This is a genomic window from gamma proteobacterium symbiont of Scutellera amethystina, assembly GCF_059730845.1.
The window spans coordinates 184,100-196,850 of record NZ_AP035935.1; the positions used below are offsets into that span (position 1 = coordinate 184,100).

At 57.5% G+C, this 12,751-nt stretch carries 12 protein-coding genes; 7 read left to right on the forward strand and 5 right to left on the reverse strand.

Annotation, left to right across the window (positions count from 1 at the left end; translation table 11 throughout):
* Positions 1–18 precede the first annotated feature (18 nt).
* Complete coding sequence (locus tag AC6I79_RS00870; RefSeq protein WP_498027517.1) at positions 19–867, reverse strand: PhzF family phenazine biosynthesis protein; 849 nt, start codon at positions 865–867, stop codon at positions 19–21.
* A 114-nt stretch (positions 868–981) separates the two neighbouring features.
* On the opposite strand from AC6I79_RS00870, the gene AC6I79_RS00875 reads away from it, so the two are divergent.
* Entirely contained in the window at positions 982–1,605 is a 624-nt protein-coding gene (locus AC6I79_RS00875) for a glutathione S-transferase family protein (protein ID WP_021507906.1), read from the forward strand.
* Here AC6I79_RS00875 and AC6I79_RS00880 read toward each other — a convergent pair.
* Positions 1,572–3,062: an aminotransferase-like domain-containing protein gene (locus AC6I79_RS00880; protein ID WP_058770989.1), complete on the reverse strand. Its 1,491-nt coding sequence runs from the start codon at positions 3,060–3,062 to the stop codon at positions 1,572–1,574. The two genes, AC6I79_RS00875 and AC6I79_RS00880, sit on opposite strands and share 34 nt — an antisense overlap.
* 135 nt (positions 3,063–3,197) lie before the next feature.
* On the opposite strand from AC6I79_RS00880, the gene AC6I79_RS00885 reads away from it, so the two are divergent.
* Positions 3,198–3,785: a LysE family translocator gene (locus AC6I79_RS00885; RefSeq protein WP_058759374.1), complete on the forward strand. Its 588-nt coding sequence runs from the start codon at positions 3,198–3,200 to the stop codon at positions 3,783–3,785.
* A 278-nt stretch (positions 3,786–4,063) separates the two neighbouring features.
* Here the strand turns inward: AC6I79_RS00885 and mqo are convergent, their stop codons facing one another.
* Entirely contained in the window at positions 4,064–5,674 is a 1,611-nt protein-coding gene (gene mqo, locus AC6I79_RS00890) for a malate dehydrogenase (quinone) (RefSeq protein ID WP_021507903.1), read from the reverse strand.
* Positions 5,675–6,200: 526 nt separating this feature from the next.
* Positions 6,201–6,446, reverse strand: coding sequence for a DUF1158 domain-containing protein (locus tag AC6I79_RS00895; protein WP_010615729.1), 246 nt, complete (start codon positions 6,444–6,446; stop codon positions 6,201–6,203).
* A gap of 285 nt (positions 6,447–6,731) precedes the next feature.
* Between AC6I79_RS00895 and mntP the strand changes: the two genes are divergently transcribed.
* The 5 genes from mntP to treC all read left to right on the forward strand — a co-directional run bounded on the left by mntP (position 6,732) and on the right by treC (position 11,889).
* Positions 6,732–7,304 carry a manganese efflux pump MntP gene (mntP, locus tag AC6I79_RS00900; RefSeq protein WP_021507902.1) on the forward strand — a complete coding sequence of 191 codons (573 nt, stop codon included), beginning with the start codon at positions 6,732–6,734 and terminating at the stop codon, positions 7,302–7,304.
* A gap of 119 nt (positions 7,305–7,423) precedes the next feature.
* Positions 7,424–7,501, forward strand: coding sequence for a stress response protein AzuC (gene azuC, locus AC6I79_RS00905; RefSeq protein ID WP_125310475.1), 78 nt, complete (start codon positions 7,424–7,426; stop codon positions 7,499–7,501).
* Between the two features lie 190 nt (positions 7,502–7,691).
* A complete protein-coding gene (locus AC6I79_RS00910; protein WP_104094200.1) occupies positions 7,692–8,528 on the forward strand; it encodes a fumarylacetoacetate hydrolase family protein in 837 nt (278 codons plus the stop codon).
* Between the two features lie 270 nt (positions 8,529–8,798).
* Complete coding sequence (gene treB, locus AC6I79_RS00915) at positions 8,799–10,241, forward strand: PTS trehalose transporter subunit IIBC (RefSeq protein WP_058770908.1); 1,443 nt, start codon at positions 8,799–8,801, stop codon at positions 10,239–10,241.
* Complete coding sequence (gene treC / locus AC6I79_RS00920) at positions 10,225–11,889, forward strand: alpha,alpha-phosphotrehalase (RefSeq protein ID WP_159377998.1); 1,665 nt, start codon at positions 10,225–10,227, stop codon at positions 11,887–11,889. Before treB ends, treC begins: the two co-directional genes overlap by 17 nt.
* Positions 11,890–11,941: 52 nt before the next feature.
* Here the strand turns inward: treC and AC6I79_RS00925 are convergent, their stop codons facing one another.
* Positions 11,942–12,727: a hypothetical protein gene (locus tag AC6I79_RS00925; RefSeq protein WP_159377999.1), complete on the reverse strand. Its 786-nt coding sequence runs from the start codon at positions 12,725–12,727 to the stop codon at positions 11,942–11,944.
* Positions 12,728–12,751: the final 24 nt, after the last annotated feature.

Genomic DNA, 12,751 nt, shown 5'->3' on the forward strand with positions numbered 1-12,751 from the left:
AACGGAGCAGCGCCCGTTTTACACCTCAATCGTGCCATCAATCAGGGTGAGGGTTTGCCCGCCGATCCAGATTGTCTCATCGGCAAAACGCACCACAATGCGACCGGCACGCTGGATGGCGCTGCCCTGACGCGCACAGTAATCCTGCCGCTGGCCCTGCGCCGCCAGATAGCGTGCCAGACAGGCGTTGGCGCTGCCGGTGACCGGATCTTCGACCAGGCTACCGTTCTCGACCAGCAGCGCGCGCACCTCGTACTGCGCCTCTGCGTCCTGCGGCAGCGGGCCAAACAGGGCGATACCGTTCACACCCGCATGCTGCTGCAGCCGCAGTAAATCGTCCGCCTGGGTGACCACCTCCAGCACCGCCTGCGCGCTGCTTATCGGAATTAATAGCCAGCGAATCCCCATATCCGCCACGGCTGGCGTCTGGCTGAGGTCGAACGCGTCACTGTGCAGTGCGCTGCTCATCAGCGCATCGCTGAACGGCGTCAGGCTGGCGTCCGGCGCGGCAAAGGCCAGCGTACCGTCAGCGCCAATCTGCACCTCCACCAGGCCTACGCCGCACTCCTGCACGATCTTACCCGCTGTTTTCAGGGGCCAGCCGGCTTCCAGCAAGGCATGCGCGGTGCCAAGCGTGGGGTGTCCGGCAAACGGCAGTTCGCCGCCAGGCGTAAAGATGCGCACACGATAGTCGGCTGTGGCATCCTGTGGGGGCAGCACGAAGGTGGTTTCCGACAGATTGGTCCAGCGTGCGATGGCCGCCAGCTGTGCATCGCTCAGACCCCGGGCATCCATAATCACCGCCAGCGGATTGCCGCTGAACGCGCCTGTGGAGAACACATCCACTTGTTTAAACGCCACCTGCATGTTCGCTCCTTTCCTCATTGAGGTTGTCTGAAATCCGGATTTACATCCTGCTGATTGCTTAAGGCGTCTAACAGGACTATGAATAGATTAACAATTCTGCCAGCGGAGTCCGCTATGTTAAAAATTCTGGGCCGTAACTCGTCAATCAACGTTCGTAAAGTGCTGTGGCTCTGTTCAGAGCTGGATATTGCCTGGGAGCACGAGCCGTGGGGCGAAGACCCGCAGTCGTTGCACTCACCGCAGTTTATGGCGCTTAATCCCAACGCCATGGTGCCGGTGATCATCGAAGATGACTTCGTGATGTGGGAGTCCAACGCGATTCTGCGCTATCTCGCCAACAGCAACGGCGGTGAATGGCTCTACCCGGATAATCCGCGCGCGCGTGCGCCGGTCGATCAGTGGATGGACTGGCAGGCCACCGAGCTCAACACCTCATGGCGCTATGCTTTTATGTCGCTGGTGCGCAATTCGCCAGCCCATCAGGATCCGCGCCTGCTGGCTGCCGCCATCAAAGGCTGGAGCCACACCATGGGTATTCTTAATCAGCAGCTGGAAAAAACCGGGCGCTACGTCGCGGGCCGTAACTTTACCCTGGCCGATATTCCGGTTGGCCTGGCGGTGAACCGCTGGTTTGAAACCCCGCTCGACCATCCGGACTTTCCCGCCGTGCAAACCTATTATGAGCGCCTGACCGAACGCGAGGGTTACACCACCTGGGGCCGCAACGGTAAGCCCTGATCCTGACCCGGCGCGATACCGGTGATTTCACAGGCCAGCGCGCCGGTGCGTTTCAGTGCCCAGGTGTAACGCTCATCAAACGGATAGCAGCAGGAGAGACGCAGCGCATGGCGATAGCGATCGCTCAGTGAATAGAGCGCGCCCGGCGTGACGCAAATTTGCTCCTGCAACAGGCGATGGAACATCTCCACCGTGTCAACCTTACCCGGCAGCTCGACCCAAAACACAAAGCCGCCGCGCGGCAGGGTAGCGCGCGTGCCCTGCGGGAAATGAAGGGCAATGATGCCGCGCGCCGCATCCAGATTGGCGGCATAGCGACGCCGCAGCGAACGCAGATGGTGATCATAACCGCCGCTGGCGAGGAATTCGGCCAGCGTTTCGCTCAGCAGTTTTGATTCGGTCATCGACGATACCGCTTTCAGCCGCGCAATCGCCGGGTGGAAGCGGCCGGCAGCCGTCCAGCCCACGCGAAAATCGGGCGCGACGGTTTTGGTGAAGCTGGTGCAGTAAATCACCCAGCCGTCGCGGTCAAAGGCTTTAACCGGCGGCGACAGCGGCCAGTCAAACTGCAATTCGTCATACAGCCCATCTTCCAGCAGCGGAACGTGGTAAGTATTCACTAACTTCGCGAGACGCTTTTTATTTTCCAGCGGCATCACGTAGCCCAGCGGATTCTGCGCGCCCGGCATGGCGATCAGCGCCTGAATGCGCTGCTCCTGCAGCAGCATCTCCAGCGCGTCCAGCGACAGGCCGTTTTGCGGATCGGTGGGGATTTCCAGCGCCTTCAGCCCGAGTGAGGCCAGCAGCGGGAACAAAAAGAAGTAGGTCGGCGATTCCAGCCCGACGCAGTCGCCCGGCTTCGTCACCGCACGCAGCGCCAGCTGCAGCGCTTCCATGCAGCCGTGGGTCAGGGTGATGTCCGCGACAGTCAGATTCAGGCCGGTGTGCAGGCTACGGCGCGCAATCTCCTCCCGTAAGCGCTCACTACCCGGCGGAAGCGCGTAGCGACCAATGATGTCGTTATCGCGGCGAATAAGGGAGGCGGTAATGCGTCCCAGTTTCGCCGCCGGAAACAGCTCACTATCCTGCGGGCAGGCCAGCGAAATATTGGTGTAGTCGGGGTGATTCTGCGCGGCGAACACCTGCTCGATCAGTTCCAGTTTTTGCGTGCTGGGGTCATTAACGCTGGCGCTCATTGGCCTGAGCGGTCGCGTCACCGCGGGCAGCACGCCACGCACGTAATAGCCCGACTGCGGACGGGCTTCTATCAGGCCGCGATCTTCAAGGATATGCCAGGCACTTAGCACGGTATTGATGCTGACCTGGTGCGACTGTGCCACGCGCCGGATGGCCGGCAGGCGCTTACCCGGCTTCAACGTGCCCTGATGGATAGATTCGGCAAAACTGTCCGCCAGCTGCTGGTACAGCGTCTGGCCGGATGAGAGAGGAAGGGACACAAAAGCCTCCGCGCGCGATAGGTACAATTTAAAATTGCCTTAACTGTATCCATCACAATAGTCATTTTGTGTCTCTGTTGCCATTGTAATTTGCGCATTAGCATGGTGTTTCGTTGATTCTCAGGGAAACGCACCATGCTCGATCCATCCTTCTTTAGCTACGTTACGGTGATGTCGATTACACCGGGTCCGAACAATCTGTTACTGGCCACGTCCGGCGTCAATTTTGGCTTCCGGCGCACGCTGCCGATGCTGTTTGGCATCCTGCTCGGCTGTGCGTTACAGATGCTGCTGGCGAGCGTGGCGCTGGAGCTGCTGTTGCACTGGATGGCGTCTGTGCGGTTGCCGCTGACGGTGGTGGGATGCAGCTATTTGCTGTGGCTGTCGTGGAAAATCTTCCGCGCCGGTGCGCCGCAGCTGCGCGAACGTCCGCGTCCGATGACCCTGCTGGGCGGCGTGTGTTTCCAGGCGGTGAATCCCAAAGCCTGGCTGATGGTCACCAACGTGGCGCTGATGTACGCCAACAGCAATGGTGTGCTGGCGGTGCTGCTCGGCTTTGCCGCCCTCAACCTGCCGTGCATTTTAATCTGGGCAGCGCTGGGCGATCGGCTGCGCCATCACCTGCAGATTGCGTGGAAACGTCAGGCATTCAACACGCTAATGGCGCTGTCGCTGGTGGCGACCACCGGCTGGATGCTCTATGACGCGCTGCTATTGAGCTGATGCCACGGCGTTTGATGGCGCGATAAGCAGGAGCACAATATGGGGGGCTGGTCAGTTAACGAAGCCGTACGACGCACCCTGATGTAGCGGCGCGATTTATCGCGCAATGTGCAATGTATTGTGCCGCTAACAAACGCGCGCTTCCTGGTGAATAAATCCCTGGCTGAACCGTCAGGGATTGCGTCATCCAAAAGGCGACACCGTAATCAAAAAAAAGAGGCCGCTATTGCGGCCTCAGGCAGGTCTGTATTTACCGGTGAAGGGACAGGCGTCGCCGCTTACTTGCCCACCACATGGGCGGTTTCACGGCCTTCGTCGTTGGCGGCTTCCGGCGTGATGACCGGTGCGTAATCCAGCTGCAGCACGCGACTGGTTTCGGCCAGCACCTTCTCGGTCAGCGCCACGTCGCCGTTCAGCTTGCGGCCCCACGACGGGATTACCGCGCGGATTTTGGTTTGCCACTCTGGCGAGCGCATCTGCTCCGGGAACACTTTCGCCATCAGCTCCAGCATAATCGGTGCTGCGGTGGAGGCGCCTGGTGACGCGCCCAGCAGCGCAGAGATCGAGCCGTCGGCCGAGGTGACCACTTCGGTACCGAGACGCAGCACGCCGCCCTCTTTCTCATCATTTTTGATGATTTGCACGCGCTGACCGGCCGTGACCAGCTTCCAGTCTTCCTGTTTTGCCTGCGGCACATAAGCGCGCAGCGCTTCCATACGATCGTCATCGCTCTGCAGCACCTGATCGACCAGATATTTCACCAGATCGAAGCTTTTCAGCCCAACCTGCATCATCGGCAGCAGGTTACTGCTGTTCATCGCGCCGAACATATCCAGCAGCGAGCCCTGCTTGAGGAATTTGGTGGAGAAGGTCGCAAACGGGCCAAACAGCAGCACCTGCTTGCCATCCAGTACGCGGGTATCAACATGCGGTACCGACATCGGTGGTGCGCCCACGCTGGCTTTGCCGTACACCTTCGCCATGTGCTGCGCCACTACGTCCGGGTTTTCCGTGACGAGGAACGAGCCGCCCACCGGGAAACCGGCGTAGCCTTTTACTTCCGGGATGCCGGTTTTTTGCAGCAGCGGCAGCGCGGCACCGCCGGCACCGATAAACAGCTGGCGCGCGGTCAGCACGCGCGACTCACCGCTGGCGAGGTTGTGCAGGCTTACCTGCCAGCGCCCATCGCTCAGGCGCTTGATGTCGCGTACTTCCTGACGCAGACGCAGGCGGAAATTCTCTTTCTTCTCCAGCGCAGCAATCAGCTGGCGCGTCACCTCACCGAAGTTAACGTCGGTGCCCATGTCGGTCCAGGTGGCCGCCACTTTCTGCTTGCGGTCGCGCCCGTTCATCACCAGCGGAATCCACTCAGCGATCTGGTCACGATCTTCGGAATAGTTCATGCCGCGGAACAGGGTGCTTTTCTGCAGCGCCTGGAAGCGCTTGCGCAGGAAAGCCACGTTGGCCTCGCCCCAGACAAAACTCATGTGCGGCGTGCTGTGAATAAAGCTTTGTGGATTACTCAGGTTGCCTTTCTGTACGTGATACGCCCAGAACTGGCGGGAAATCTGGAAGGATTCGTTAATCGCCACCGCTTTGGCAATGTCGATGCTGCCATCCGCTCTTTCGGGCGTATAGTTCAGCTCGGCCAGCGCCGCGTGGCCGGTGCCGGCATTGTTCCAGCCGTTAGAGGATTCGACTGCGACATCATCCAGCCGCTCGACCATCTCAATCGACCAGTCTGGCTCGAGATCCTGCAGCCAGGTGCCTAAGGTAGCACTCATCACGCCTGCGCCGATCAGCAGGACATCTACGTCTTTTCGTTCCTGAAGGTGTGTGCTTTCCATGCCAGCGGCGGCTAGCGCCAGATTTACCGCAGTGTTGCTCATGAGGCGACATCTCCTCTCTGTTGCCCTGAAGCTCAACAGGTTCGCAGGCGAAACAGCCACGCTTTTTGCAAGCGCGTTGCGCTATTTCTCAAAGGTTAAGACTCAGGTTTAAGCCATAGGTGTGATAACGGTTAACTGCACGTTATGCATATGCATTCGAATATAACATTCTCGTATCGGAATTAAACGTTTGTTTATTTTTTAAATGCAGAAATGATTCAGCATAAGAATTAATCAGCCCGACGGCGCTGTCATAAGGGATTTTTATCCCCTAATCAGGCAGTTATAGTAACGTAGTTGTTGCGGCAGTGTGAGGGAAATGGAGAGGGTTGATTTCACACGGTGAGCTGGATCACAAATTAACGCATTGAAAAAGATAGGTTTTAGCGAAATTGATTTTTTATGCGGATTTTATGTTGCCTGATGTTTCGCCAGATCGTGTAAAAATAATGTTACATTTGTGTGACTTTTAATTTGGGCACCGTGTCAGGCGCCCGTCAGAAGAAAAATGCATCACGTACACCGTTCAGCGCAGCTGGAACCAGCGGCGCCAGACGAAGCGGATAATGAAAAACTCAACGGTACCCAGCAGCAAAAACCAGACGCAGAACACCATGGTGTACAGCTGATTCACATCCTGCAGATGCAGAGCCTGCTGCAGCTGTTTTGCCAGCGCCACGCCAAACGAAGGGGCGGGCAGCAGTAGCGCCGAAAGAAAGCCCAGCAGCAGAATGCCGCCCGGGATGATCAGCGTTTCAAACGGGTTTTTCATCGCATCATTCCAAATCAGTTAGCGCGGGCATTAGCGCATAAAACCGCGGCGCGGTGCAATCCCCGCAGTAGCGCGCGCTAAGAAATTTCTTCTATTCCATCCACTTAGCTGCAGAAATAGCGGCAGTTAAGAGTTATAGCCTTTGCTATACTTAAACCCATGATTTTGTTGTCTTTTTTTTGGCGGGTTGGCGTGCTAGACTGCGCGCACTTTTTCATTACTGAACCCGATATGCGGACAAAGTGCAGGCTTAATCGTCTTATTTCACCGCATTGACTGAAAACCATGACATTTATCGCAACCCTGATTCTGGCCTTTGGTATGTCGATGGACGCTTTCGCTGCAGCACTGGGCAAAGGCGCGTCGCTGTATCGTCCGGGCTTCAAAGAAGCATTACGCACAGGGCTGATTTTTGGCGTCATTGAAATGCTGACGCCGCTGGTGGGCTGGGCCATCGGGCTGGCCGCCAGCCACTACATTATGGCGTGGGATCACTGGGTGGCATTTGGTCTGCTGGGCATTCTTGGCGGACGAATGATCATGGAAGGTTTCCGTCAGACGGCCGATGAGCCGTGCGAAGCGCCGCAGCGCCACGGCTTTATGGTACTGGCGCTGACGGCGGTAGCGACCAGCCTTGATGCGCTGGCGGTGGGGGTTGGCCTCGCGTTCCTGCAGGTTAACATTGTGCTCACCGCGCTCACCATCGGTGCGGCTACCACTATCATGGCGACCACCGGTGTGCTGGTCGGCCGCTTTATCGGTCCGGTAATGGGCAAATGGGCGGAAGTGCTGGGCGGCGTGGTACTGATCAGCATTGGCTGCACCATCCTGATTGAGCACTTAGGGCTGTTCCGTTAACGTCTGGCACGATGGGGTGGGCGCGTTTTTGTGATCTGGTTCAAAAATAATTGCGTGAAAAATGCGCGGGCGTTATAATTTTCACGTAATTCTTCAACAATTTTTGTATCAGGTGCACCATGAAACGTTTTTTCCGCTCCGTGTTTCGCTCTTATGTTGAGACCTTCAAACACGTACCGCCGGGCGCCTTAAACTAAGCGCTCCGCCAGAAACCCTCGATAATCGCGGTCAGGGATCGACCTGTGGTTATCACCCGGCGCCGTTCCCCTCTGCGCATCTCTGTCACCAAAACTCACAAACATTAATTACTTTACCCTCAGGTCATACCGCTTTTCCGTCTGGCTTTTGATAACCTGCGCGCAAATTCTCTATAACATTGAGGCCATCATGCAGCTGTGCAGTTTTTCTCTTATTGACCAGGCAAGAAAAAGTTATGGCATCGTGCAACCCGACGGCGTGATCGATCTCGGTGCGCGGCTGGGCGACAGCTGTCCGGATTTGAAAACTCTGCTACAGCGCGGTGGCCTGAGTGACCTGCAGGTGTACCTGAGCGAGCCGGTGGACTATGCCTTCAGCGCGATTCGCTTCCTGCCGGTGGTGGAAAACCCAGGCAAAGTCTTCTGCGTTGGTATGAACTATGCCGACAAGCGCCAGGAGTTTGCCGCCACGCTCGACGCGCCGACGCTGTTCGTACGCTTTGCCGATTCGCTGGCAGCACACGAGCAGCCCCTGCTGAAACCGGCGACCACGGCTGAATTTGATTACGAAGGCGAGCTGGCGGTGATCATCGGCAAGGCTGCTTATCAGGTAAAAGCCGCCGATGCGCTACAGCATGTAGCGGGCTACAGCTGCTTTATGGATGCCACGGTGCGCGACATGCAGTTCACCTGGTTTACCGCAGGCAAAAACTGGCAGCAAACCGGCGGCTTTGGCCCGTGGATGACCACCGCCGACGACATCCCGGACCCGCAGCAGCTGGCGATCAAAACCTGGCTGAATCAGCGCGAAGTGCAGAACGATACCACGGCCAGCATGGTGCATCCGGTGGCGAAGATCATTGAATACATCTCGGCGTTTAGTCCGCTGTCACCGGGCGATGTCATCATCACCGGCTCACCGGGCGGCGTGGGGAAAAAGCGTACGCCACCGCTATTTATGTTCCCTGGCGATGAGATCGAAGTGGAAATTGAGAAGATTGGCCGTCTGCGCCACCGCATCGTCTGACACGCTGTTACGCGGTGGCGAACGTTGCACAGCCACCGCGCTACCGCTTAAATAAATATTCAACAATACGAAATGTCCCGAATTTATATTTAAATGGCGCAGATTTAGTTATCAGGTTAAATAATTATTGTTAAGTTAATTTTCCTGCGATGTATTGCGTAAATATTTTTGTGATCGCCAACTAATTCCCTCGCTTTGCTATAGTTAAAATTAAAAGCAGCGGCGTATTATCGTCCACTGCCGATTCCGGCATGGAAATAAGGGATGATAATGAAAACCATCAGTCGCGAGATCATTAACGATCTCATTGACCGCGTGGGCGGTCGGGAAAATATTCTGTCACTTTCGCACTGTATTACCCGCCTGCGCTTTGTGCTGCAGGATGTCGACAAGGCCGATCCAGAGGCCATCCGCGCCACGCCCGGCGTTAAAGGATGCTTTAATTCTGCCGGACAGTTTCAGGTAATTATTGGAACCGAAGTTGACACTTATTATAAAGCGTTAGTTGAAGCACTAAATATTAGTGAGACCTCTAAGGAGCAGATTAAATCTGCGGCGCGCAGCCAGATGAAATGGCACGAGGCATTATTATCCCATTTTGCTGAGATATTTTTCCCGTTATTACCGGCGTTAATTAGCGGCGGTTTAATTCTCGGTTTCCGTAACGTGCTCGGCGATATTGCCGTGGCGGATGATAAAACCCTGGTGCAGCTCTATCCCGGTGTGAAAGGGCTGTACGATTTCCTCTGGCTGATCGGTGAAGCGATCTTCTTCTATTTGCCTGTGGGGATTTGCTGGTCGGTGGTGCGCAAGCTGGGCGGTACGCCAATCCTGGGGATTGTGCTGGGCATTACGCTGGTTTCACCGCAGCTGATGAATGCGTATCTGATTGGCAGCCAGGTGCCGGAAGTGTGGAACTTCGGCTGGTTCAGCATTGATCGGGTCGGCTATCAGGCGCAGGTGATCCCGGCGCTGCTGGCCGGGCTGGCGCTGGCGAAAATCGAACTGGCGCTAAAACGTATCGTGCCCGCCTATCTGACGCTGGTGGTGGTGCCGGTGTGTGCGCTGCTGCTGTCGGTTTTCCTCGCCCACAGCCTGATTGGCCCGTTTGGCCGTCTGATCGGCGACGGCATCGCCTTTGCGGTACGTCATCTGATGACCGGCAGTTTCGCGCCGATTGGTGCCGCGCTGTTTGGCTTCCTGTATGCGCCGATGGTGATCACCGGCGTGCATCAGACCACGCTGGCGGTTGATCTGCAGATGATTCAGAGCATGGGCGGCACGCCGGTGTGGCCGCTGATTGCGCTGTCCAATATTGCACAGGGTGCTGCGGTGGTCGGCATCATTATCGCTAACAAAGATCGTGCTGAACGCGACCTCACCGTGCCGGCCGCCATTTCAGCGTGGCTCGGCGTAACGGAGCCGGCGATGTACGGCGTCAACCTCAAGTACCGCTACCCTATGCTGTGCGCCATGATTGGCTCTGCGCTGGCGGCGCTGCTGTGCGGCCTCAACGGCGTGATGGCCAACGGCATCGGCGTGGGCGGCTTGCCGGGTATTCTCTCGATTCAGCCACAGTACTGGACGGTTTACTCGCTGGCGATTCTGGTGGCGATTCTGGTTCCGCTGCTGCTGACCATCATCATCACCAAACGTAAAGCGGCAACCGCCATCATCAGCCAGGCAGAGGTGCAACATGAACAGGCACGCTGAATATCCCTGGTGGCGCCAGGCGGTGATCTACCAAATCTATCCCAAAAGTTTTCAGGACAGCGGGGCGCGCGGCACCGGCGATCTCAACGGCGTGATCCAGCGGCTGGATTATCTGCAGCAGCTGGGCGTCGATGCGCTGTGGCTGACGCCGATCTATGTGTCGCCGCAGATCGATAACGGTTACGACGTGGCGGATTACACCGCCATCGATCCCGCCTATGGCACCATGGCCGACTTTGACCACCTGCTGGCGGAGACGCACCGGCGCGGTATGCGCATGGTGCTGGATATGGTGTTCAACCACACCTCGACCGAGCATGCCTGGTTTAAGCGTGCCGAAGCCGGTGAACAGCCGTACGTCGATTTTTATATCTGGCGCGACGGGGTGCCCGGTACGCCACCCAACAACTGGCAGTCTAAGTTTGGCGGCAGCGCCTGGGCGTGGAACGAACGGCGTCAGCAATACTATCTGCACCTGTACGCGCCGGAGCAGGCCGATCTCAACTGGGAAAACCCGGCGGTGCGCGAGGCGTTAAAGCAGGTGTGCCATTTCTGGGCGGATCGAGGCGTCGATGGATTGCGGCTTGATGTGATCAACCTGGTGTCGAAGCACCAGGATTTTAGCGACGATCTGCCCGGCCATGACGGGCGGCGCTTTTACACCGATGGTCCGCGCATCCATGACTACCTGCAGGAGTTCAACCGCGATGTGTTCACGCCGCGCGGGCTGATGACGGTGGGGGAAATGTCCTCGACCACGCTGGTCAACTGCCAGCGCTATGCTTCGCTGGCGCAAAACGAGCTGTCGATGACCTTTAACTTCCATCATCTCAAGGTGGATTATCCCCAGGGCGACAAATGGACGCTGGCGGCCCCGGACTTCGTTCAGCTCAAGGCGATTTTTGCGGAGTGGCAGCGCGGGATGCACGACGTGGCGTGGAATGCGCTGTTCTGGTGTAACCACGATCAGCCGCGTATCGTCACGCGCTTTGGTGATGAAGGTGCGCTGCGCATCGCCTCGGCAAAATGCTTTGCGATGCTGCTGCACGGCATGCAGGGCACGCCCTATATCTATCAGGGCGAAGAGCTGGGGATGACCAACCCTCATTTTACCCGCATTGAGCAGTATCAGGACATCGAGAGCCACAACATCCACGCTGCGTGGCTGGCGCAGGGCAAGCCGGAGGCGGCAATCCTGGCGATACTGGCCAGCAAATCGCGCGATAACAGCCGCTCGCCGATGCTGTGGGACAGCAGCGCCAATGCCGGCTTCACGCGGGGTGAGCCGTGGATAGGCGTGGCGGATAACTATACGCTGATCAACGCGGCTAACGCGCTGCTCGACAGCAACTCGGTGTTCTATGGCTACCAAACGCTGATTCGGCTGCGTAAGCGTTACGCTATCTTCACCGAGGGCGATTATCAGGATCTGGCACCGGAAGCGTCACACATCTGGTGTTATCGTCGCAATTCGCCGCGTGAAAGCCTGCTGGTGGTGGCGAACCTGAGTCACAGTGCGCAGCCACTGCTGTTGCCGGAAGTTGAAGGCAACTGGCAGGTACTGATGAGTAATTACAGTGAGGCATCGCCGCCTGGGGCATTGACGCACCTGCGGCCTTTTGAAGCGGTGTATTACTACCAGTCGTAACGGAGAAAACCGGCGGCGCGTTTCAGCAATGAGCAGAGCGCGCCGCCAGCACTCACTTCAGTGTGCCACATTCCGCCACGGCGAGATAATCGGTATACAGCTGCGGCGAACCGGAAAAGGACGCCAGCTGCTTCCACTCTTCATACATCTGTTTGGTATCCCGGTGCGCGCGCGCAAAGTCAGCCGCGCTGGCGGTGGCGATATCAGGCTGCGGATAAAACACATTCAGCGCCGCTTCACTCTCAATCTCCATCATCACCACATAGCCGTCCAGCCGGTTGCCGCTGTGGCCTTTCAGCAGATGAAACTTCCAGCCGGGATAATCAACGATACGCGCGGCATTCTGCGCGATGAATTGCTCAAATTCCTGCGGCTGCACGCCCGGTCGCAGCGCCAGATAGTGGGTACCGAGAATGCGCGCGGTGCCGCTGCGGGCATCAAAGCGCGGGCCACCCGACAGCGTACTGTGAGGATTCTCTGCCAGCAGATCGAAATGGGTGAAAATCGTCGGGCGCCGCGCGAAGGTCGCCAGCTGGCGCCACTCGCTGAGCAGCGCATCCGCGTCGGGATGCAGATGCCAGAAGTGCTCTGCCTCGGCGGTAAGTTCACCGTCATCCTGCATAAAGCGCGCGCGCTGTGCCGCATCTTTCATTTCAAACAGCATCAGGTATTGATCGACGCGCTCGCCGCGCAGACCGCGAAACAGCGTCCAGCGCCAGCCGGGATAGCACGGCAGATGCACGCCTTTTTCGCGCACGAAGGTTTCAAACTGTTCAGCGGTGACGCCCGCTTCGGTGTCGATGGCGATATAAAAAAAGCTATAAACAGACTGGGACATAACAGGCTCCAGGCACGCCGTCGC

Bases quoted from the DNA above. Each gene is read 5' to 3' on its own strand.
- azuC (WP_125310475.1), top strand. From the start codon at position 7,424: ATGAAACGTTTTTTCCGCTCCGTGTTTCGCTCTTATGTTGAGACCTTC.
- mntP (WP_021507902.1), top strand. From the start codon at position 6,732: ATGACATTTATCGCAACCCTGATTCTGGCCTTTGGTATGTCGATGGAC.
- AC6I79_RS00885 (WP_058759374.1), top strand. From the start codon at position 3,198: ATGCTCGATCCATCCTTCTTTAGCTACGTTACGGTGATGTCGATTACA.
- AC6I79_RS00870 (WP_498027517.1), bottom strand. From the start codon at position 867: ATGCAGGTGGCGTTTAAACAAGTGGATGTGTTCTCCACAGGCGCGTTC.
- treC (WP_159377998.1), top strand. From the start codon at position 10,225: ATGAACAGGCACGCTGAATATCCCTGGTGGCGCCAGGCGGTGATCTAC.
- AC6I79_RS00925 (WP_159377999.1), bottom strand. From the start codon at position 12,727: ATGTCCCAGTCTGTTTATAGCTTTTTTTATATCGCCATCGACACCGAA.
- AC6I79_RS00895 (WP_010615729.1), bottom strand. From the start codon at position 6,446: ATGAAAAACCCGTTTGAAACGCTGATCATCCCGGGCGGCATTCTGCTG.
- mqo (WP_021507903.1), bottom strand. From the start codon at position 5,674: ATGAGCAACACTGCGGTAAATCTGGCGCTAGCCGCCGCTGGCATGGAA.
- AC6I79_RS00910 (WP_104094200.1), top strand. From the start codon at position 7,692: ATGCAGCTGTGCAGTTTTTCTCTTATTGACCAGGCAAGAAAAAGTTAT.
- treB (WP_058770908.1), top strand. From the start codon at position 8,799: ATGAAAACCATCAGTCGCGAGATCATTAACGATCTCATTGACCGCGTG.
- AC6I79_RS00875 (WP_021507906.1), top strand. From the start codon at position 982: ATGTTAAAAATTCTGGGCCGTAACTCGTCAATCAACGTTCGTAAAGTG.